The sequence below is a fragment of the Streptomyces sp. NPDC101160 genome (assembly GCF_044768205.1).
Taxonomy (GTDB): Bacteria; Actinomycetota; Actinomycetes; order Streptomycetales; family Streptomycetaceae; genus Streptomyces.
Genome location: NZ_JBIWPJ010000003.1, coordinates 61,385 through 80,327 on the forward strand (window position 1 = coordinate 61,385; position 18,943 = coordinate 80,327).

At 73.4% G+C, this 18,943-nt stretch carries 21 protein-coding genes; 16 read left to right on the top strand and 5 right to left on the bottom strand.

Annotated elements, in window-relative coordinates:
- Positions 1 to 90 precede the first annotated feature (90 nt).
- From ACIRSU_RS09725 to ACIRSU_RS09740, 4 genes are read left to right on the top strand one after another with little or no spacing between them, the layout of a single operon-like run.
- On the top strand, positions 91 to 1,095 hold the full coding sequence (locus ACIRSU_RS09725) for a proline racemase family protein (protein WP_403790344.1): 1,005 nt from the start codon (positions 91 to 93) through the stop codon (positions 1,093 to 1,095).
- Complete coding sequence (locus ACIRSU_RS09730) at positions 1,092 to 2,156, top strand: proline racemase family protein (RefSeq protein ID WP_403790346.1); 1,065 nt, start codon at positions 1,092 to 1,094, stop codon at positions 2,154 to 2,156. Before ACIRSU_RS09725 ends, ACIRSU_RS09730 begins: the two co-directional genes overlap by 4 nt.
- Complete coding sequence (locus tag ACIRSU_RS09735) at positions 2,153 to 3,142, top strand: ornithine cyclodeaminase family protein (RefSeq protein WP_403790348.1); 990 nt, start codon at positions 2,153 to 2,155, stop codon at positions 3,140 to 3,142. The genes ACIRSU_RS09730 and ACIRSU_RS09735 overlap by 4 nt, the downstream gene beginning before the upstream one ends.
- A gap of 40 nt (positions 3,143 to 3,182) precedes the next feature.
- On the top strand, positions 3,183 to 3,899 hold the full coding sequence (locus ACIRSU_RS09740) for a GntR family transcriptional regulator (protein WP_403790350.1): 717 nt from the start codon (positions 3,183 to 3,185) through the stop codon (positions 3,897 to 3,899).
- Positions 3,900 to 3,956: 57 nt separating this feature from the next.
- Here ACIRSU_RS09740 and ACIRSU_RS09745 read toward each other — a convergent pair whose 3' ends face one another.
- From ACIRSU_RS09745 to ACIRSU_RS09760, 4 genes are all read right to left on the bottom strand, one after another.
- Positions 3,957 to 4,388, bottom strand: coding sequence for a PPOX class F420-dependent oxidoreductase (locus tag ACIRSU_RS09745; protein WP_403790352.1), 432 nt, complete (start codon positions 4,386 to 4,388; stop codon positions 3,957 to 3,959).
- 124 nt (positions 4,389 to 4,512) lie between these two features.
- A complete protein-coding gene (locus ACIRSU_RS09750) occupies positions 4,513 to 4,881 on the bottom strand; it encodes a zinc ribbon domain-containing protein YjdM (RefSeq protein ID WP_403790354.1) in 369 nt (122 codons plus the stop codon).
- A 25-nt stretch (positions 4,882 to 4,906) separates the two neighbouring features.
- Positions 4,907 to 5,452: a phosphatase PAP2 family protein gene (locus ACIRSU_RS09755; protein WP_403791458.1), complete on the bottom strand. Its 546-nt coding sequence runs from the start codon at positions 5,450 to 5,452 to the stop codon at positions 4,907 to 4,909.
- Positions 5,453 to 5,531: 79 nt separating this feature from the next.
- The gene (locus ACIRSU_RS09760; protein WP_403790356.1) at positions 5,532 to 6,830 is read right to left on the bottom strand and encodes a diacylglycerol/lipid kinase family protein; all 1,299 of its coding nucleotides are present in this window, start codon (positions 6,828 to 6,830) and stop codon (positions 5,532 to 5,534) included.
- Positions 6,831 to 7,106: 276 nt separating this feature from the next.
- On the opposite strand from ACIRSU_RS09760, the gene ACIRSU_RS09765 reads away from it, so the two are divergent.
- Complete coding sequence (locus tag ACIRSU_RS09765; RefSeq protein WP_403790358.1) at positions 7,107 to 7,541, top strand: GNAT family N-acetyltransferase; 435 nt, start codon at positions 7,107 to 7,109, stop codon at positions 7,539 to 7,541.
- Positions 7,542 to 7,613: 72 nt separating this feature from the next.
- Positions 7,614 to 8,180: a hypothetical protein gene (locus ACIRSU_RS09770; RefSeq protein WP_403790359.1), complete on the top strand. Its 567-nt coding sequence runs from the start codon at positions 7,614 to 7,616 to the stop codon at positions 8,178 to 8,180.
- A gap of 22 nt (positions 8,181 to 8,202) precedes the next feature.
- On the opposite strand, the gene ACIRSU_RS09775 is transcribed toward ACIRSU_RS09770, so the two are convergent.
- Positions 8,203 to 8,661, bottom strand: coding sequence for a Crp/Fnr family transcriptional regulator (locus tag ACIRSU_RS09775; RefSeq protein ID WP_403790361.1), 459 nt, complete (start codon positions 8,659 to 8,661; stop codon positions 8,203 to 8,205).
- Between the two features lie 218 nt (positions 8,662 to 8,879).
- Between ACIRSU_RS09775 and ACIRSU_RS09780 the strand changes: the two genes are divergently transcribed.
- From ACIRSU_RS09780 to ACIRSU_RS09825, 10 genes are all read left to right on the top strand, one after another.
- A complete protein-coding gene (locus ACIRSU_RS09780) occupies positions 8,880 to 9,575 on the top strand; it encodes an alpha/beta hydrolase (protein WP_403790363.1) in 696 nt (231 codons plus the stop codon).
- 120 nt (positions 9,576 to 9,695) lie between these two features.
- Positions 9,696 to 10,451 carry an amino acid ABC transporter ATP-binding protein gene (locus ACIRSU_RS09785; protein ID WP_403790364.1) on the top strand — a complete coding sequence of 252 codons (756 nt, stop codon included), beginning with the start codon at positions 9,696 to 9,698 and terminating at the stop codon, positions 10,449 to 10,451.
- Positions 10,452 to 10,471: 20 nt separating this feature from the next.
- On the top strand, positions 10,472 to 11,326 hold the full coding sequence (locus tag ACIRSU_RS09790) for a glutamate ABC transporter substrate-binding protein (RefSeq protein ID WP_403790366.1): 855 nt from the start codon (positions 10,472 to 10,474) through the stop codon (positions 11,324 to 11,326).
- 10 nt (positions 11,327 to 11,336) lie between these two features.
- On the top strand, positions 11,337 to 12,002 hold the full coding sequence (locus tag ACIRSU_RS09795; protein WP_403790368.1) for an amino acid ABC transporter permease: 666 nt from the start codon (positions 11,337 to 11,339) through the stop codon (positions 12,000 to 12,002).
- On the top strand, positions 11,999 to 12,916 hold the full coding sequence (locus ACIRSU_RS09800; RefSeq protein WP_403790370.1) for an amino acid ABC transporter permease: 918 nt from the start codon (positions 11,999 to 12,001) through the stop codon (positions 12,914 to 12,916). The genes ACIRSU_RS09795 and ACIRSU_RS09800 overlap by 4 nt, the downstream gene beginning before the upstream one ends.
- A gap of 45 nt (positions 12,917 to 12,961) precedes the next feature.
- Positions 12,962 to 14,581 carry a molybdopterin-dependent oxidoreductase gene (locus ACIRSU_RS09805; protein WP_403790372.1) on the top strand — a complete coding sequence of 540 codons (1,620 nt, stop codon included), beginning with the start codon at positions 12,962 to 12,964 and terminating at the stop codon, positions 14,579 to 14,581.
- Positions 14,582 to 14,712: 131 nt separating this feature from the next.
- Positions 14,713 to 15,840, top strand: a complete 1,128-nt coding sequence (locus tag ACIRSU_RS09810) for a sulfite oxidase (RefSeq protein ID WP_403790374.1) — start codon at positions 14,713 to 14,715, stop codon at positions 15,838 to 15,840.
- 87 nt (positions 15,841 to 15,927) lie between these two features.
- Positions 15,928 to 16,758 carry an ammonia-dependent NAD(+) synthetase gene (nadE, locus tag ACIRSU_RS09815; protein ID WP_403790376.1) on the top strand — a complete coding sequence of 277 codons (831 nt, stop codon included), beginning with the start codon at positions 15,928 to 15,930 and terminating at the stop codon, positions 16,756 to 16,758.
- A gap of 150 nt (positions 16,759 to 16,908) precedes the next feature.
- Positions 16,909 to 17,298: a VOC family protein gene (locus ACIRSU_RS09820; protein WP_403790378.1), complete on the top strand. Its 390-nt coding sequence runs from the start codon at positions 16,909 to 16,911 to the stop codon at positions 17,296 to 17,298.
- Positions 17,299 to 17,391: 93 nt separating this feature from the next.
- Positions 17,392 to 18,708, top strand: coding sequence for an alpha/beta fold hydrolase (locus tag ACIRSU_RS09825; protein ID WP_403791459.1), 1,317 nt, complete (start codon positions 17,392 to 17,394; stop codon positions 18,706 to 18,708).
- Positions 18,709 to 18,943 lie beyond the last annotated feature (235 nt).

An 18,943-nucleotide genomic window follows, 5' to 3' on the forward strand; every position in this document is an offset into this window, starting at 1 on the left:
CCCCACCGGTCGGCCGGCCGACCCACCGACCGACCCAAGCCAACCCAACCGACCCGACACCGACCCGACCGACGCGACCGGGGGAGACCCATGCGTACCCGTCACATCTTCCACGCGGTGGACTCGCACACCGAGGGCATGCCGACCCGGGTGATCACCGGGGGAGTCGGGGTGATCCCCGGCGCCACGATGGCCGAGCGGCGGCTCCACTTCATCGAGCACCTGGACCACCTCCGTACCCTCCTCATGTACGAGCCGCGCGGCCACGCCGCCATGAGCGGTGCCATCCTCCAGCCGCCGACCCGCCCCGACGCCGACTACGGCGTGCTGTTCATCGAGGTGTCGGGCCTCCTGCCCATGTGCGGCCACGGCACGATCGGCGTCGCGACCGTCCTCGTGGAGACCGGCATGGTGCCCGTCACCGAGCCCGTCACCACGGTCCGGCTCGACACCCCGGCCGGCCTGGTCAGCGTGGACGTGCGGGTCGAGGACGGCGCCGCGACGGCGGTCACGCTCACCAACGTGCCCGCCTTCAGCGTCGGGCTCGACCTCAAGGCCGAGGTCCCCGGCTTCGGCACCGTCACCTACGACCTCGCGTACGGCGGCAACTTCTACGCCTTCGTCGACCTCGACTCCCTGGGCCTGCCCTTCGACCGGGCGCGCAAGCAGGAGCTGCTGGCCGCCGGTCTCGCGCTCATGGACGTCGTCAACGCGGGCCCGGACCGCCCGGTGCACCCGGAGGACCCGGCCGTCGCCGGACTGAAGCACGTGTACCTGGCCGCCCCCGGCTCCGACGCGCGCCGCTCGCGGCACGCGATGGCCATCCACCCCGGATGGTTCGACCGCTCCCCGTGCGGTACGGGCACCAGCGCGCGGATGGCCCAGCTGCACGCCCGGGGGGAGCTCCCGCTGCACACCGACTTCGTCAACGAGAGCTTCATCGGCACCGAGTTCACCGGCCGGCTCGTCGACGAGACGACGGTCGGCGGCCGGCCCGCCGTCGTGCCGACCGTCACCGGCCGGGCCTGGCTCACCGGCACCGCCCAGTACTTCCTGGACCCGACCGACCCGTTCCCCGGAGGCTTCCTGCTGTGAGCACCGTGCACCCCCCGGAGGTGCGGACCACCGACTACCACACCGCTGGCGAACCCTTCCGGATCGTCGACCTCACCGCCGCCGACGCGCCACTCCCGTGCCCGCCCGGCGACACCGTCGCCGAACGGCGCGCCAACCTGCTCGTCCCCGGCGGCGACGGCACCGCCCCGCGTCCCGGCCTCCCGCACGAGGAGCTGCGGCTGCTCCTCGCGCGGGAGCCGCGCGGCCACTCCGGCATGTACGGCGGCCTCGTCGTGCCACCGGACGACGACGGCGCCCACTTCGGCGTGGTGTTCTGGCACAAGGACGGCTACTCGACGGCCTGCGGCCACGGCACCCTCGCCCTCGGCGCCTGGGCGGTCGACTCGGGCCGGGTCGCGGCGCCGGACGACGGGGACGCCCAGGTCCGCATCGACGTGCCGTCCGGCCGGGTCACCGCCACGGTGCACCGGGCCGGCGGCCGCACCACCGGCATCACCTTCCGCAACGTCCCGGCCCGCGTCACCGGCCGCGGGGTGAAGGCCGACACGAGCCTCGGCCGCGCCGAGGTGGACCTCGCCCACGCCGGCGCCTGCTACGCCTCGCTCCCGGCCCGCTCCCTCGGCCTGACCGTGGACCGGGCCGCGCTGCCCGAACTCGTCCGCGCGGCGGGGGAGATCAGGGCCGCCCTCGCCGGCCACCCCGCGACCCTGCATCCCGACGGTCCGCTGCTCTCGGGGGTGTACGGGGTGACCCTGTACGAGGAGCTGCCGGACACCCCGGCCGGGCCGCGCCAGCGCAACGTCACCGTCTTCGCCGACGGCCAGATCGACCGTTCGCCCTGCGGCTCGGGCACCTCCGCCCGGCTCGCCCTCCTCGCCGAGGACGGAGTCCTGGCGGAAGGCCGGGAACTCACCCACGAGTCCGTCGTCGGCACGGTCTTCACCGGCCGGATCGTCCCCGGTGCGGCCGGCTCGGCGGACGGCCTCGTCACCGAGGTCACCGGCAGCTCCCACCGCACCGGTGAGCACCGCTTCACGCTCGACCCGGAGGACACCCTCGGCACGGGATTCCGCCTGTGACCGCCGGCCTTCTCCACCTCGACGCCCCGGCCGTACGACGGCTGCTGTCCCCGGCCGGGGCGGTCGACGCACTCGCCGAGGCGCTCCGCGCCGGCCTCGACCCGGAGGCCGGACCGCAGCGGACCGTCCTGCCGGTGCCCGCCGGCGAACTGCTCCTCATGCCCGCGGCCTCCGGGTCGTGGGCCGGGGTGAAGATCGTCGGCGTGGCGCCGGACAACCCGGCCGCCTTCGGGCTGCCCCGCATCACCGGCAGCTTCCTCCTCCTCGACGGCCCGACCCTGCGTCCGGTCGCCCTGCTCGACGGCGCCGCCCTCACCACCCTGCGCACCCCGGCGGTATCGGCCCTGGCGATCCGTCATCTCGCCTCGCCGGAGAGCGAGTTGAAGCTCGTGCTCTTCGGCTCCGGCCCGCAGGCCCACGCTCATCTCGAAGCCGTCCTCGCGGTACGGGAGGTGGCGGAGGCGGTCGTCGTCGCCCGCGACCCGGAGCGCGCCCACCGCGGCGCCGAGCGGCTCGTCGCGCACGCCCGCGACCTCGGCGTGCCGAAGGCCCGTACCGGCACGGCCGAGGACGTGGCCGGCGCGGACCTCGTGCTGTGCTGCACCACCGCCCGTACGCCGCTGTTCGACGGGCGGCTGGTGACGCCCGGCGCGACGGTCGTCGCCGTCGGCTCGCACGAGCCGGACGCCCGCGAGACCGACACGGCGCTCGTGCGCCGCTCCGCCGTGTACGTCGAGTCGCGCGCGGCGGCCCGGCGCGAGGCCGGGGATCTGCTGATTCCCGAGGCCGAGGGAGCGATCGGCCCGGACCACATCGCCGGCACCCTCGCCGATCTGGTCGCCGGCCGGGCGGCTCAGCCGGATCCGAAGGCGCCGCGCCTGTTCAAGAGCGTGGGCATGGCCTGGGAGGATCTCGCGGTGGCCGTCGCCGTGTACCGCGCGGCGACCCGGGTCCGTGCGGCGGCGGGCGGCGACAGCGAAACGTGACATTGTACGCTGTGCCTCTGCGAGTTATCGGAGGATCAGCGTGGGTGACCTGAAGCAGCACAGTCTCATCAAGGCCCAGGAGCGGCTGCGCGACCAGGTCGGTCACGCCCTGCGGGCGGCCCTGATAGCGGGTGAACTCCGGCCGGGCAGCGTCTACTCGGCACCCGGGCTCGCCGCCGAGCTCGGGGTGTCGGCCACCCCCGTGCGCGAGGCGATGCTCGACCTGGCGCGCGAGGGCCTGGTCGAGCCCGTCCGCAACAAGGGCTTCCGGATCACGGAGGTGAGCGAGCGCGAGCTCGACCAGTGCACCGAGCTGCGCATGCTCATCGAGGTGCCCACGGTCGGCCGGGTCACCGAACTCGCGAGCCGCGAACAGTTGGAGGAGCTGCGCCCGCTCGCCGACGAGATCGTCACGAAGGCGCGCGAGCACGACCTCATCGGCTATCTGGAGGCGGACCGGCGCTTCCATCTCACCCTGCTCGGACTGGCCGGAAACGACCGGCTCGTCGAGACGGTGAGCGATCTGCGCAAGCGGTCCCGGCTCTACGGGCTCACCGGACTCGACGAGGCCGGCAAGCTGGTCTCCTCGGCGGAGGAGCACCGCGAGCTGCTGGAGCTGATGATCGCCGGCGACCGCGCGGCCGCCGAAGCGTGCATGATGCGCCACCTCGGCCATGTGCGTTCGCTGTGGGCCGAGGCCCGCGACGAACCGGTCGAGCGCCCGGCCGGCCGCCTCGGCCCGGTCCGCAAGGGCTGAGCCGCCGCTCGAAGGGACCCCAGGAGGCCTCAGGAGACCCGAGAGGCTCGGGGGACCTCAGCGGATGCGCTGCCCGTAGACCCGGTCGACCGTCATCCGCATCAGGACGCGCCGGTCGGCGACCATAGCCGCCCGGTACTCGTCCCAGTCCGGGTGCTCGCCGGCGGCCAGCCGGTAGTAGTCCACCAGGGCCTCCACCTCCGGCCCGTGCGGGTCGGTCCCGGGCCCGGTCAGGGTCACCGTGCCCTCGGCGGTGGCCCAGGACCAGCCGTCCGGGGCGGTCACCTCCAGGGCCGCCCGCGGGTCGCGCCGCAGGTTCACCGTCTTGGCGCGGCCCTCGGTCATCGACACGTACAGGGTGTCGGTCTTCTCGTCGAAGTACGGCATCACGGGCGAGAGCTGCGGGCGCCCGTCGGCCTTGAGGGTCGCGAGGACGCCGAGCCGGCTCTCGGCGAGCAGCGTGCGGGGATCGAACGATGCGGAAGTCATGTCCGCCTCCAAGCCTGTACGGCATCGATCTGTTCCCCCTCGGTCCAGGAAACGTCAGGATCCGGCCACCGCCATGGGAAACGCGACCTGCCCCGCCACGTCCGTCGGAATCCGTGGTCCGGCGTCACGCCTTCTTCACGACGCCGGACTTGAGCTGCATGGGGCCGAAGCCGTCGACCTTGCAGTCGATGTCGTGACCGTCGACGCCGTCGACCAGGCGGATGTTGCGGACCTTGGTGCCGGCCTTGATGCCGGTGGGGCTGCCCTTGACCTTGAGGGTCTTGACCACGGTCACGGTGTCGCCGTCGGCGAGCACATTGCCCACCGAGTCCTTGACGACCTTGGGGCCGCCCGCGGCACCGGACTCGGCGCCGGACGCGCCCGCGGCGTCGGCGGACCACTCGTGGCCGCACTCGGGGCAGACGAGCAGGGCACCCATCTCATAGGTGAAGGTGCTGGAGCATTCGGGGCAGGGGGGAAGGTTCTCGTTCACCTCCCGATGGTAAGCGCCGCGGCCCTCACCTGCGCAGACGGGCGAGCGGCCGGTCACCCCACGGCGCCGCGTCGACGACCGCCAGGGCGACGGCCGCGCTCGCGAGGCCGACGACCGCGCCGGCGGCGACGTCGCCGGGATAGTGCACGCCGGTGTGCACGCGCGAGTAGCCCACGGCCCAGGCCAGCATGCCGAGCGGGAGCGCCGCCGCCGGCAGCTCCATCCCCACGGCCGAGGCGAAGGCGACGGCCGAGGCCGTGTGCCCGGACGGGAACGACGCCGACGTCGGCATCCGCACCTGCCGGTCCACCGACACCCGCGCCGCCTCCCGGTCCGGCCGGGCCCGCCGTACCAGCCGTTTGCCCAGCAGGTTCGTGGTCGCCGAGGCCAGCGCCACGGCGCCGAGACCGACGGCCGCGGCACGGCGCGGCCGGCGGCCGGCGAGGGCGAGGGCCGCGGCGACGGTCAGGGAGATCTTGGAGTGGTCGGCCGCGTTCGACAGCCGGCGCAGCCCGCGGTCCAGGGCCGGGGTGGGCGTCGCGGCGACCGCCGCGTACACGGCGCCGTCCATGGCGCGCAGATCGGAGAGCACCGCCCGCAACGCGGACGTCTCCTCGGGGGCGCCGGCCGGTACGGGCGGCGCGGGTGACTCAGTCACGGGACTCTCCTTCGCCGACAGCGCCTCCGGTGGCTTCTCGTCGGTAGCGGTTGAAGGCCAGGGCGGCCACCCGGCGCCAGGACAGGGGCTCGGTCGCCGGCATCGAGCCGGGCCGGTCACGGGGCACGAGGACGCGCAGCGCGCGCGGGCGCAGGGTGCAGACGACGGGCGTCGGCATCGTCAGGGCCTCGCCGTCCACCGCCACCGGCATGGTCCCGGCGTCGGCGGTGACCTCCACCCGCCGGGCCGTCAGCACGTTCAGACCGGCGGACTGCGTGCCGCGGACCGCGAGCGCGGCCGCCTGGGCCGCGCCGTCCACCCGGATGCCGATCACACCGAGCGTGCCGGAGTCCAGGCGGGGCCGGAAGCCGCCGCCGAGCGGGTCGGGGGCGTCGTACGGATTGTTGCTGACCAGCAGCGCCTGCTGGCCGGGCAGCCGCGCATGGTCGGCCGCCGCGTCCAGGCGGCGGCCCGCGCCGCCCGCGAGCAGGTCGGGCAGCAGGTTCAGCGCGGTCTCCGCCTTGGCCGCCCGGTACTCGGGGCGCTGCACGACATCCGCGTACACCCCGAACGAGACCGTGTTGACGAACGGCCGGCCCGCCACGTCGCCCAGGTCGACCCGCAGCTCCTCGCCGTCGGTCAGCGCGTCGAGACAGCGCGCCGGGTCCGTGCGGTCGAGCCCGAGGTCCATCGCGAAGTGGTTGCGGGTGCCGGCGCTGATCACCAGGAACGGCAGATCGTGCTCGGCGGCCACCGCCGCCACCAGCGCCTGGGTGCCGTCGCCGCCCGCCACCCCGAGGAGGTCGGCGCCCTCGGTGACGGCCGTACGGGCCAGCTCGGCCACGTCCATGAACTCCCCGTCGGGGCCCGGGCTGAGCACGACCACCTTGGCGCCGAGCCGCTCCGCCTTCTCGACGAGCCCGAACCGTTCGACCTTGCCGTCGCCCGACTTCGGGTTCATCAGGAGCACGGGCCGCCGGGGTCGCGGCGCGGGCACCGGCCGGCGCGCGCGCTCGGAACGCCGCAAGGCCATCCGGGCGCAGCCGAGGGCCACGGCCCACAGCGCCAGCGCGACCATGGCGGTCGACCACAGACCGCCGTGGATGTAGAGGTAGAGCAGGGCCGCCGGCGCGGCGATCGCCAGCAGGGCGCCGAGGAGCCGGGTCAGGCCGCGGTGCGCCAGGAACCACCACACGCCGGCGGCACCCAGGCACAGAGCGGCGAGGCCGCTGACGAGGATCACCAGCCCGGCGCCGCCGAACGGCACGAACAGACCCACGATCGACGCCACGGCGGCGAGCAGCGCGCACCGCGCGAAGAACCGCGCCCGCGCTTCCGCCCGAACGCCCGCCCGTGCCCCACCACCGTTCACAGTCCGCCGCCTTCCCGTGCCGGCCGCCCCGTATTCCTCACGACACCGCAACGTTCACGGCCCCAGCCTGGTGCCTCTGGCCGGGGCGCACCGCTCGCATCGGGCCGACCGGGTGACGGCGTGCTCTCGCCAACGTCGGCGTGTCCGACCGGATACCGATTGTGGCAGGGGCCGATTGACGACAAGATCGCTGGGATGCGTGATGAAGTGAAGCTCTGTGACGGCGTCGTCGTCCTGTCGCTCGTGGACCCCGCGCCGGCCCGGACCGGCGAACCGCCCGCGCGCTGGCGCACGCACGGCCCCGCGCTGACCTTCGCCATCCGGGCCGGACGGCCGGTCGGCACCGTCGAACTGCGCCCGGCCACCACCGGCTTCGCGGGCGGCGACGTCGACCTGGCCTTCGCCCTCCACCCGGACGCCCGCGGCCGCGGTTTCGCCAGCCGGGCCGTGCAGCTGGTCTGCGACCACGCCCGTACGCTGGGCGCCCGCCGGGCCGTGATCCTCGTGCCCGCCGGACACACCGACGCGGCCGCCGTGGCCCGCCGGGCCGGTTTCGCCCGCCGGGGCCAGATCAGCCACGCGGACGGCACCCTGTCCGACTGGTACGTGCGCGCACTCGTACGGCCCTGAGGCCGGCCGCGGTTCCACCGACCGGTCGCGCCCGCGGTGCCGGAGCCGTACGGCCTCACTAGCGTCGGCACCATGACCCGCACCCCCCTCGCCCCCGGCGCCCGGGCCCAGGTCCTGCGCCGTCTCGCGCCGCCCGCCGCCGCGCTGGCCGCGGCCGCCGGGCTGCTCGCCGGCGCCTCCGCCCCCGCCCACGCGGAGCAGGTGGTGGTGGACCACTTCGACGAGACCCACACCGAGACCTACGACGCACCGCTCGAAGGCTGCCTGCCCGCCGGCCTCGTCGGCTCCGTCACCCTCACCGAGCACTCCGTCGGCAAGGTCGTCCGGGCCGGCCGCGCCCTGGTCGTGACCGGCCTCGCCAAGGTCGACTTCCGCATGACGCTGCCCGACGGGCGGACCGTGCGGAGCAACGTCGACCACGACCGCTTCAACGTCGTCCTCACCGCGCCGCACCACACCGTCGAGAGCACCGACACCCTGGACGAGCGCACCGTCTACGCCGCCGACGGCACCCCCGCCGGCACGCTCACCATCAAGGAGCGCCGGCGGATCGTCTACGAGGACGCCGACCTCGACGGCATGCCCGGCCCCGGCGAGGTGACCGTCGACCACAGCGGCTTCCGCCTCACCTGCGGCTGAGCGGCGGTCCGCCGAGCCGGGCTCAGGCCATGATCCCGCTCCCGTGCGGCGCGTACAGGTCGAGCAGCCGCACCCGCGTCACATGGAGGCGGTGGGCGAGGATCTGGCCCACCCAGAACATCACGGAGGCGCCGAACTCAGGATCCGTGCGGCACATCGACCGCACGGCCGTGGCGTCGAACTCGTACGCCCGCACCGGCGTCATCGCCTCCGCGCCCGACTGGCACAGATACGGCGGGAACAGCCACGACAGGCCGACCAGTTCGCCGTGCCGCAGCGTCTCGATCACCGGCCGGCCCCGTCCCGGCACCTTGGCGTCCAGGGTCACCGCGCCCGTCTTGACGATCCAGAACCGGTCGGCGTGGTCCTGCTCCTCGAAGAGCCGGTCGCCGGACTCGAAGTACACGTCCTCCGCATAGGCCATGAGGCGTTCCCGGTGCTCGGCCGGCAGGGTGCTGACCTTGGGTGCGGCGGTGGTCATGGCGGGCCTCCTCGGACCGGTCGGATGCGACGCGCCCCCTCCGCCTCCAGTGTCCGCCCGCCCCGGTCCGTACGCAGTCAGCCGGCGCCGTACGGGGCACGGCCGGCGGACGGACTCACACGGAAGCCGTACGGGCGCGACGGACGGTGGCGGACCGGTCACCCTCCGTCTAGCGTGAGCCACGACCCCCACCACGCCCCGCACGAAGGGTGCCCCGCATGGCAGACAAGCCCGCCATCGTCCTCGTCCACGGATTCTGGGGCGGCGCCGCCCACTGGTCCAAGGTGATCATCGAGCTGTACAAGCGCGGTTACGACAGGCTGCACGCCGTCGAGAACCCGCTCACCTCGCTCGCCGACGACGCCGAGCGCACCCGCAAGATGATCCGGCAGACCGACGGCCCCGTCGTCCTCGTCGGCCACTCCTACGGCGGCGCGGTCATCACCGAGGCCGGCGACCTGCCGAACGTCGCCGCCCTCGTCTACATCGCCGCCTTCGCGCCGGCCGAGGGCGAGAGCCCCGGCCAGATCAGCCAGGAAGTGCCGCCGGCGGGCCTCAGCAGCATCGTCCCCGACTCGGACGGCTACCTCTGGATCAAGCAGGACGAGTTCCACCAGACCTTCTGTCAGGACCTCACCCCCGAGGAGGCCCTGGTCATGGCCGTCACCCAGAAGGCCCCGGTCGGCTCCACCTTCGGCGACGCCGTCACCACGGCCGCCTGGCGCACCAAGCCGTGCTGGTACCAGGTCTCGACCCAGGACCGTGCGATCCACCCGGACATGGAGCGCCGAATGGCCCGGCGGACGAACGCCCGCCAGATCATCGAGCTGGACGCCGGCCACGCCTCCCTCGCCTCCCGCCCGGCCGAGGTCTGCGACCTGATCGAGGCGGCGGCCCGCGAGACCGGGGGGTGACCGCGCCCCGGCCACCCTCCGGGCGCGGTCGGCCCACTCCGGCGTGCGCCTTGCCGGTACAGGGCGGAGCATGAACCTCAGAAACAGCGGCCAGCGGGGGAGGGAACCCAGGAGGGAGCCATGTCCGTCCCGGACGGCGGGGACGAACTCGTCGTACTGAAAGACGTCGACAAGCACTTCGGCCCGCTCCACGTGCTCCAGTCCATCGAGCTCACCGTGCACCGCGGAGAGGTCGTGGTGGTCATCGGGCCCTCGGGGTCCGGCAAGTCCACGCTGTGCCGCGCCATCAACCGCCTGGAGACGATCGACTCCGGCACCATCACCGTCGACGGGAAGCCGCTGCCGGCCGAGGGCCGCGCACTGGCCGCGCTCCGTGCCGACGTCGGCATGGTGTTCCAGTCCTTCAACCTCTTCGCGCACAAGACCGTGCTCGACAACGTCACCCTCGGCCAGATCAAGGTCCGCAAGACGGACCGCAAGAAGGCCGAGCAGCGCGCCCGCGCGCTCCTGCAGCGGGTGGGCGTCGAGACGCAGGCGGACAAGTACCCGGCACAGCTCTCCGGCGGCCAGCAGCAGCGCGTGGCGATCGCCCGCGCGCTCGCCATGGAACCGAAGGTGATGCTCTTCGACGAGCCGACCTCGGCCCTGGACCCGGAGATGATCAACGAGGTCCTGGAGGTGATGCAGCAGTTGGCCAGGGAGGGCATGACGATGGTCGTCGTGACGCACGAGATGGGTTTCGCGCGTTCGGCGGCCAACCGCGTGGTGTTCATGGCGGACGGCCGGATCGTCGAACAGGCCACCCCGGACGAGTTCTTCAGCAATCCGCGCAGCGAGCGCGCCAAGGACTTCCTGTCGAAGATCCTCAAACACTGATCGGTAGGACCATGAACCCGATGAACACCCCACGCGCCACCCGAAGGCTGACCCTGGCCCTGGCCGCCGCCGTCGTGCTCTCCTTCACCGGCGCCGCGTGCAGCAGCGACAACGGCAACAGCGGCGGGGGCGGCAGCGAGAACAAGAAGATCACCATCGGCATCAAGTTCGACCAGCCGGGCATCGGACTCAAGACCCCGAGCGGCGCCTACACCGGCTTCGACGTCGACGTCGCCACGTACGTCGCCAAGCAGCTCGGCTACAGCCCCAAGGACATCGAGTGGAAGGAGGCGAAGAGCGCCGACCGCGAGACGCTGCTGCAGCGCGGCGACGTGGACTACATCGTCGCCTCGTACTCGATCACTCCGAAGCGTCAGGAGAAGGTCGACTTCGCCGGTCCCTATCTCCTCGCCCACCAGGACGTCCTCCTCCGGGCGAACGACAACTCCATCACCAAGCCGTCCGATCTGAACAACAAGAAGCTGTGCTCGGTCACCGGCTCGACCTCCGCGCAGAACGTCAAGACGAAGATCGCGCCCAAGGCCCAGCTCCAGGAGTACGGCGGCTACTCCGAATGCCTGACCGGCCTCGAGAACGGGGTCGTCGACGCCCTCACCACCGACGACTCGATCCTCGCCGGCTACGCGGCACAGCCGCAGTTCAAGGGCAAGTTCAAGCTCGCCGGCTTCAAGCTGAGCAACGAGAACTACGGCATCGGCGTCCAGAAGGGCGACACCGAACTCAAGGACAAGATCAACAAGGCCCTGGAGAAGATGGTCGCCGACGGCTCCTGGCAGGCCGCCGTGAACAAGAACTTCGGCCCGGCCGGCTACAAGAACGAGCCCGCGCCGAAGATCGGCGTGGTCGTCACCTGAGCGGGCCGTCGTGTTCGACTTCCTCCAAGGCTACGACCTGCTGGGAGCCTTCTGGACCACGATCCGGCTGACCTTCTACTCAGCGATCGGTTCCCTGGTGTGGGGGACGCTGCTGGCCGCCATGCGCGTCAGCCCCGTCCCCCTCATGCGGGGCTTCGGCACCGCGTACATCAACATCGTCCGCAACATCCCGCTCACCGTCATCATCGTCTTCACCTCGCTCGGCCTCTTCCAGACCCTCGGCGTCAGCCTCGGCGCCACGGACTTCGACGTCATCAACTTCCGGCTCGCCGTCCTCGGACTCATCGCCTACACCTCGGCGTTCGTCTGCGAGGCGCTGCGCTCCGGCATCAACACCGTGCCCCTCGGACAGGTCGAGGCCGCCCGCGCGATCGGCCTGAACTTCACCCAGACCCTGCGGCTGATCGTGCTGCCCCAGGCGTTCCGGTCCGTCGTCGGCCCGCTCACCAACGTCCTCATCGCGCTCACCAAGAACACCACCGTCGCCGCCGCCATCGGCGTCGCCGAAGCCGCCCTGCTGATGCGGGAGATGATCGAGAACGAGGCCCAGATCATCCTCATCTCCGTCATCTTCGCGTTCGGGTTCATCTGCCTGACGCTGCCGACGGGGCTCATCCTCGGCTGGGTCGCCAAGAAGGTCGCGGTGAAACGATGAAGCACGGGGCCACCGTCCTCTACGACGTGCCCGGGCCGAGCGCCCGGCGCCGCAACCTCCTGTTCACGCTGGTCTTCCTGGTCGCCCTCGCCGCCGTCCTCTGGTGGGTGGGGGCGAGCCTGGCCGACAAGAACCAGCTCGACTGGGCCAAGTGGTCGCCGTTCTTCACCGACTCGCAGACCTGGACCACCTTCCTCCTGCCCGCCCTGAAGAACACGGTCATCGCGGCCGCCCTCTCCATGGTCCTCGCCCTGCCGCTCGGCGCCCTCTTCGGCATCGCCCGGCTCTCCGACCACCGCTGGGTGCGGTGGGTGGCGGGCGTGATCGTGGAGTTCTTCCGCGCCATCCCGGTCCTCATCCTGATGCTGTTCGCCAACGCCGCGTACGCCCAGTTCACCGACGTCAGCCCGGACAACCGGCCGCTGTACGCCGTCGTCACCGGCCTCGTGCTCTACAACTCGTCGGTCCTCGCCGAGGTGGTCCGGGCCGGCATCCTCGCGCTGCCGGCCGGGCAGACCGACGCGGCCAAGGCCATCGGCATGCGCAAGGGCCAGACCATGACATACGTGCTGCTGCCGCAGTCCGTGACCGCGATGCTGCCCGCGCTCGTCAGCCAGCTCGTCGTCATCGTCAAGGACACCGCACTCGGCGGCGCGATGCTCGGCTTCTCCGAACTCCTCGCCTCCGTACGCCCGATGAGCGCCAACTACGGCGCCAACACCATCGCCTCCTTCACCGTCGTCGCCGTCGTCTTCATCATCCTCAACTTCGCCCTCACCACCTTCGCCTCCTGGCTGGAGGGCCGGCTGCGGCGCGGCCGCAAGTCGACGGGCGCGGTCGTCGGCGCGGAGGCCGTGGAGGAACTGGCGGCACCGGGCGAACACCCGCCGGCGGGCGACGGCGGCCACACCTGAGCGCAATGCCCGCTTCCACCACCTCCTCCGCCGAGAATCAGGCACATGACCGCCACGCCCCCGGCCCGCCCCACCCCTCCCACCCCTCCCACGCCCCCCGCGCCCGCCCCGCGCCGCACCCTCGCGGACCGACTGCTCGCCGCGCTCGGCGGCCTCGCCGCCGGATACGGCGGGCTCGCCGTCGCCGCGCTCGTCGCCGTCCTCGTCCGGCCCGAGGCCGGGCCGATCGCCGCCGTCGGCGACTGGGTCGTCGACCGCAGCCCCACCGGCGTCAAGGAATGGGCCATCCGCACCTTCGGCGAGAACGACAAGACGGTCCTGGAGGCCGGCATCATGGTGCTGCTCGCCGTGCTCGCCGCCCTCATCGGCCTGCTCGCCCTGCGCAGCCTGCCCGCCGCCGCCCTCGTGGTGGCCGCCCTCGGCGTGGTCGGCATGCTCGCCGCCGTGACCCGCCCCGACTCCACGTCCGCCGCCGACGCGCTGCCCTCGCTCGCCGGCGCGGCCGCCTGCGCCGCCGTCCTGTACGTGCTCACCCGGCGGCTCACCGTCCCGCGCCCCGCCGCCACGGCCCCGGACCGGCGCGGCTTCCTGCTCACCGGCGCCGGCGCCGTGGCCGGCGCCACCGGAACCCTCTTCCTGGCCCGCAGCGTGGGCGCCACCCGCTCGGAGAACGCCGGCGCGTCCCGCGACGCGCTGCGGCTGCCCCGGCCCGCGTCGCCCGCGCCCGCCGTACCGCCCGGCGCGCAGCTCCCCGTCGACGGCATCAGCCCCTTCGTCACCCCCAACGGCGACTTCTACCGGGTCGACACCGCCCTCGTCGTCCCGCGCCTCGACGCCACGAGCTGGCGGCTGCGCGTCCACGGCACGGGCGTGCCCCGCGAACGCGTCTTCACGCTGCCCGAGCTGATGCGCCGCGAGGTCGTCGAACGCGACGTCACCCTCGCCTGCGTCTCCAACGAGGTCGGCGGCTCCCTCGTCGGCAACGCCCGCTGGCTCGGCGTCCGCCTCGCCGACCTGCTGCGCGAATGCGGGGTCCGCCCGCCGTCCCGGGGCGGCCCGGCCGACCAGATCGTCGCCCGCTCCGCCGACGGCATGACGATCGGCAGCCCCGTCGAGACCGTCATGGACGGCCGGGACGCCCTGCTCGCCTTCGGCATGAACGGCGAACCGCTGCCCTTCGCGCACGGATTCCCCGTCCGCATGGTCGTCCCCGGCCTGTACGGCTACGTCTCCGCCTGCAAGTGGATCACCTCCATCGAGCTGACCACCTTCGCCGCCTACGACGCCTACTGGGTACCGCGCGGCTGGGCCGCACAGGCCCCGGTCAAGACCGAGTCCCGCATCGACACCCCGAAGGCCTTCTCCAAGGTCACCGCCGGCCCCGCCCCGGTCGCCGTCGCCGGCGTCGCCTGGGCCCAGCACCGGGGGATCTCCCGGGTACAGCTACGGGTCGACGACGGCCCCTGGCAGGACGCCGAACTCGGCACCGAGGACAGCCGCGACACCTGGCGCCAGTGGGTCTACCGCTGGCACCCCACCCCCGGCAAGCACACCCTCACCGTCCGGGCCACCGACGGCACCGGCACCGTCCAGACCGAACAACGCGCCGACACGATGCCGGACGGGGCGACGGGCTGGCACTCGATCGAGGTCACGGCCCACTGAGCGGCCGGCCGGGGCGCTTCCACCGACGGCCCGGCGCCGGCACGGCAACCGACCGGCCGCCCCGCGCGGCCCGGCCCGCCCCCGGCGCTCCGCCGGATGCCGCCCCGTCTCGCACGGCGCACCATGAAGACATGGACGGCACTCCCGGACTCGGCGACGTCAGCGCCCCCGGGCGCCTCGCCGGGGCCGGTGAGGGCGTCAGTACCGCCGAGCTGGCGCTCGCCGCCCGTAACCACGGGCTGCCCCTGGAAGCGCTGCGCTACGACACCACACCGCCCGGTCTGCACTACGTCCTGGTCCACTACGACATCCCCTGCGTCGACCCCGCCGAGGCCGACGGCTGGCGGCTGAGCGTCGGCGGGCGGGTGGACCGGCCGCTCAGCCTCGACGCGGCCGCGCTCCGCGCGCGGCCGGCCGTGACCCACCGGGTCACCATGGAGTGCGCGGGCAACGGCCGGGCCCGGCTCGACCCGCGCCCGGTGAGCCAGCCCTGGCTCGTCGAGGCCGTCGGCACCGCCGACTGGACCGGTGTCCCGCTGGCCGGGCTGCTCGCCGAGGCGGGCGTCGGGGACGGCGCCGTCGAGGCGGTGTTCACCGGCGCCGACCACGGGGTCGAACGCGGCACAGAACAGGACTACCGGCGCAGCCTGCCGCTGGACGTGGCCGCCGACCCGGCGCGGGGCGTGCTCGTCGCGTACGCCATGAACGGCGCCCCGCTGCCGCCCCAGCACGGCCGGCCGCTGCGCCTTGTCGTGCCCGGCTGGTACGGCATGGCGTCGGTGAAGTGGCTGCGCGACATCACCGTCACCGACACCCCCTTCACCGGCTTCCAGCAGACCGTCGCCTACCGCTACCGGCAGCGCCCGGACGACCCCGGCGAGCCCGTCGACGTCATCGCGCCCCGCGCCCTGATGATCCCGCCCGGCTTCCCCGACTTCATGTCCCGCACCCGCGTCGTCCGTCCCGGCCCCGTCCCGCTCACCGGCCGCGCCTGGTCCGGCCACGCCCCGGTGACCCGGGTCGAGCTCAGCGCCGACGGCGAGCGGAGCTGGACCGACGCCGAGGTCACCGCCGACCCGGCCGGCCCCTGGGCCTGGGCCGCCTGGCACACCACCTGGACCGCGCGCCCCGGCCCGTACGTCCTCACCGTCCGCGCCACCGACGCCGCCGGCCACACCCAGCCGCTCACCGCCCCCTGGAACCGCGGCGGCTTCGGCAACAACCTGGTCCAGCGGGTCGAGGTGGTCTGCCTCACCTGAGGGCCGGACCGACGGTCAGGCCGGATAGAGTCGACGGTGGCCCGCCCGTACCCGAGGGCCCAAGCACCGCACGACCGAGGAGCATGCGTGACCGACGCGGAGTCCACCGCCCTGCAGCAGCAGATCGCCCGGGATCTCGAGGTCTCCGAGACCTTCGACCCGCGCGAGGAGATCGAGCGCCGAGTCGTCTTCCTCACCGAGCACCTCACCGGCAGCGGCCTGCGCAGCCTCGTCCTCGGCATCAGCGGCGGCGTCGACTCCACCACCGCCGGCCGGCTCTGCCAGCTCGCCGTCGAGCGGGCCCGCGCCGCCGGCCACGACGCCACCTTCTACGCGATGCGGCTGCCCTACGGCGTCCAGGCCGACGAGCACGACGCCCAGCTCGCCCTCGGCTTCATCCAGGCCGACCACGTCCTCACCGTGGACGTGAAGCCCGCGAGCGACGCTGCCCTGGACGCCGCCCGCGCCGCCGGCGTCACCTTCCGCGACGCCCACCACCAGGACTTCGTGCACGGCAACATCAAGGCCCGGCAGCGGATGATCGCCCAGTACGCGGTCGCCGGCGCCCACGACGGCCTCGTCGTCGGCACCGACCACGCCGCCGAGGCGGTCTCCGGCTTCTTCACCAAGTACGGCGACGGCGCCGCCGACCTCGTGCCGCTGACCGGCCTCACCAAGCGCCGGGTCCGCGCCGTCGCCGCCGAGCTGGGCGCCGCCGCCGAGCTGGTGTGGAAGACGCCGACGGCCGACCTGGAGACCCTCGACCCGGGCAAGCCCGACGAGGACGCGCTCGGCGTGACGTACGACGAGATCGACGACTTCCTGGAGGGCAAGCCGGTCGGCGAGGGCGCCTTCGCGTCGATCGTGCGCCGCTACCGGATGACCGACCACAAGCGCCGCCTCCCGATCGCTCCCTGAGCACCGGCGCGCCCTTCACCCCCGGGTGACAGCCGCACGACCATCCGGCCGTGTCCGCGTGGCGGGCGCGGCCGGGTGAGCGGAGCGTGGTGTGCCCTGAGAGGACGTCAGCGGACAACAGCGGACGTTCCGGCGAAGGGAGAACCGCACGTGTTCGGCAGCACCACCGCGTTCAGCAGCTTCTCGGTCGACGACCTCGACTCCGCCCGCCTCTTCTACGGCGGGACCCTGGGCCTCCAGGTGACCGAGGAATCGGACCACGACATGCAGGTCCTCTTCCTCACCCTGGCCGGCGGGGCGAGGATCTTCGTCTACCCGAAGGGTGACGAGCACACCCCGGCCAGCTTCACGGTCCTCAACTTCCAGGTCGATGACATCGAGGCGGCCGTCGACGCGCTGACCGCCAAGGGCGTCGAGTTCCAGCGCTACCCCGGCTTCGAGTTCGACGACAAGGGCATCGTCCGGGACCCCCGGGGTCCTGAGGCCGTCGCCTGGTTCACCGACCCGGCGCAGAACGTCCTGGCTCTCATGCAGCGCTGAGCCCCTGCCGACCGGTGCGCCCCCGCCATATGATCCACTGTCCCGGCGGGGGCGTCACGAACAGGAGCAGTCAGCGTGTCCAGCGAGTCCAGCGTGTCCACCTACCGTCAGCCCGGGCTCGTCCTCACGGACCACCGCTTCACCGTCCCCCTCGACCACGCGCGCCCCGACGGCGAGACCATCGAGCTGTACGGGCGCGAGGTCGTCGCGGGCGAGAAGGCGGCGCACCGGGCGGGCCTGCCGTGGCTGCTGTACCTGGAGGGCGGCCCCGGCTTCGGAGCCCGCCGCTTCGTCGGGCCCCAGGCATGGCTCGGCCGGGCCGTCCGCGAGTTCCGGGTCCTCCTCCTCGACCAGCGCGGCACCGGCCGCTCCACCCCCGCCAACCGGCAGACCCTGCCGCTGCGCGGCACCCCGCGCGAACAGGCCGCCTACCTGGCCCACTTCCGCGCCGACTCCATCGTCAAGGACTGCGAGCTGGTCCGCCGCGAGCTGACCGGCGGCGCCCCCTGGACCGTCCTCGGCCAGAGCTTCGGCGGCTTCTGCGCCACGAACTACCTCTCCACCGCCCCCGAGGGCCTCGCCGCCGTCCTCGTCACCGGCGGCCTGCCCTCGCTCCACGCGAGCGCCGACGAGGTGTACCGGGCCGCCTACCCCCGTATCCAGCGCAAGAACGCGGCCCACTACGCCCGCTACCCCGACGACGTCGAGCGGGTCCGGCGGATCGCCGCCCACCTCCACGAGCACGAGGTCACCCTGCCCGGCGGCGGCCGGCTCACCCCCGAGGCGTTCCAGTCGCTCGGCATCCTCCTCGGCTCCGGATCCGGCACCCACCAGCTCCACCTGCTCCTGGAGGACGCCTTCGTCCCCACCCCGGCCGGACCGGCTCTCTCCGACGCCTTCCTCGAAGGCGTCCGCGCCGAGCTCTCCTACGCCGGGCACCCGCTCTACGCCATCCTCCACGAGGCCATCTACGCCCAGGGCACCACCCGCGGCCACGGCCCCACCGACTGGGCGGCCGAGCGGGTACGGGCCGAGTTCCCCGAGTTCGACGCGGCGAAGGCGCTCGACGGCGCCGGGCCGGTCCTGCTCACCGGCGAGACCGTCCACCCCTGGCACTTCGCCACCGACCCGGCCCTGCGCCCGCTGCGCGAGACCGCCGAGCATCTCGCGGCGCGCACCGACTGGACCCCGCTCTACGACCCGGCGCGGCTCGCCGCCAACGAGGTGCCGGTCGCCGCCGCCGTGTACCACGACGACATGTACGTGGACACCGCCCACTCGCTGGAGACCGCGCGGGCGATCCGGGGACTGCGCACCTGGGTCACGGACGAGTTCGAGCACGACGGCGTACGGGCCGGCGGGCCGCGGGTCCTGGACCGGCTGCTCGCACTCGTGCGCGACGAGGTCTGAGCTCACCCGTACGGGGAGAGGCCGAGGGCCTCTCGGAGGGCGACGCCTCCCCGCCGCACCAGGTGCAGCTGCGGCCCCGCCTCGTGGTCCGCGCCCGCTGCGGCGCGCGGCCTCCGGCCCGGCCGGGGGCGGCGGCGCGCACAAAAGTCCAAGCGGTGCTCACTGATTGCTCATGGTCCGCTTCCTCCGCGCGGGATAGAAATCCGTCCGAGCCCCCTGCGCGACCGGGGACGGC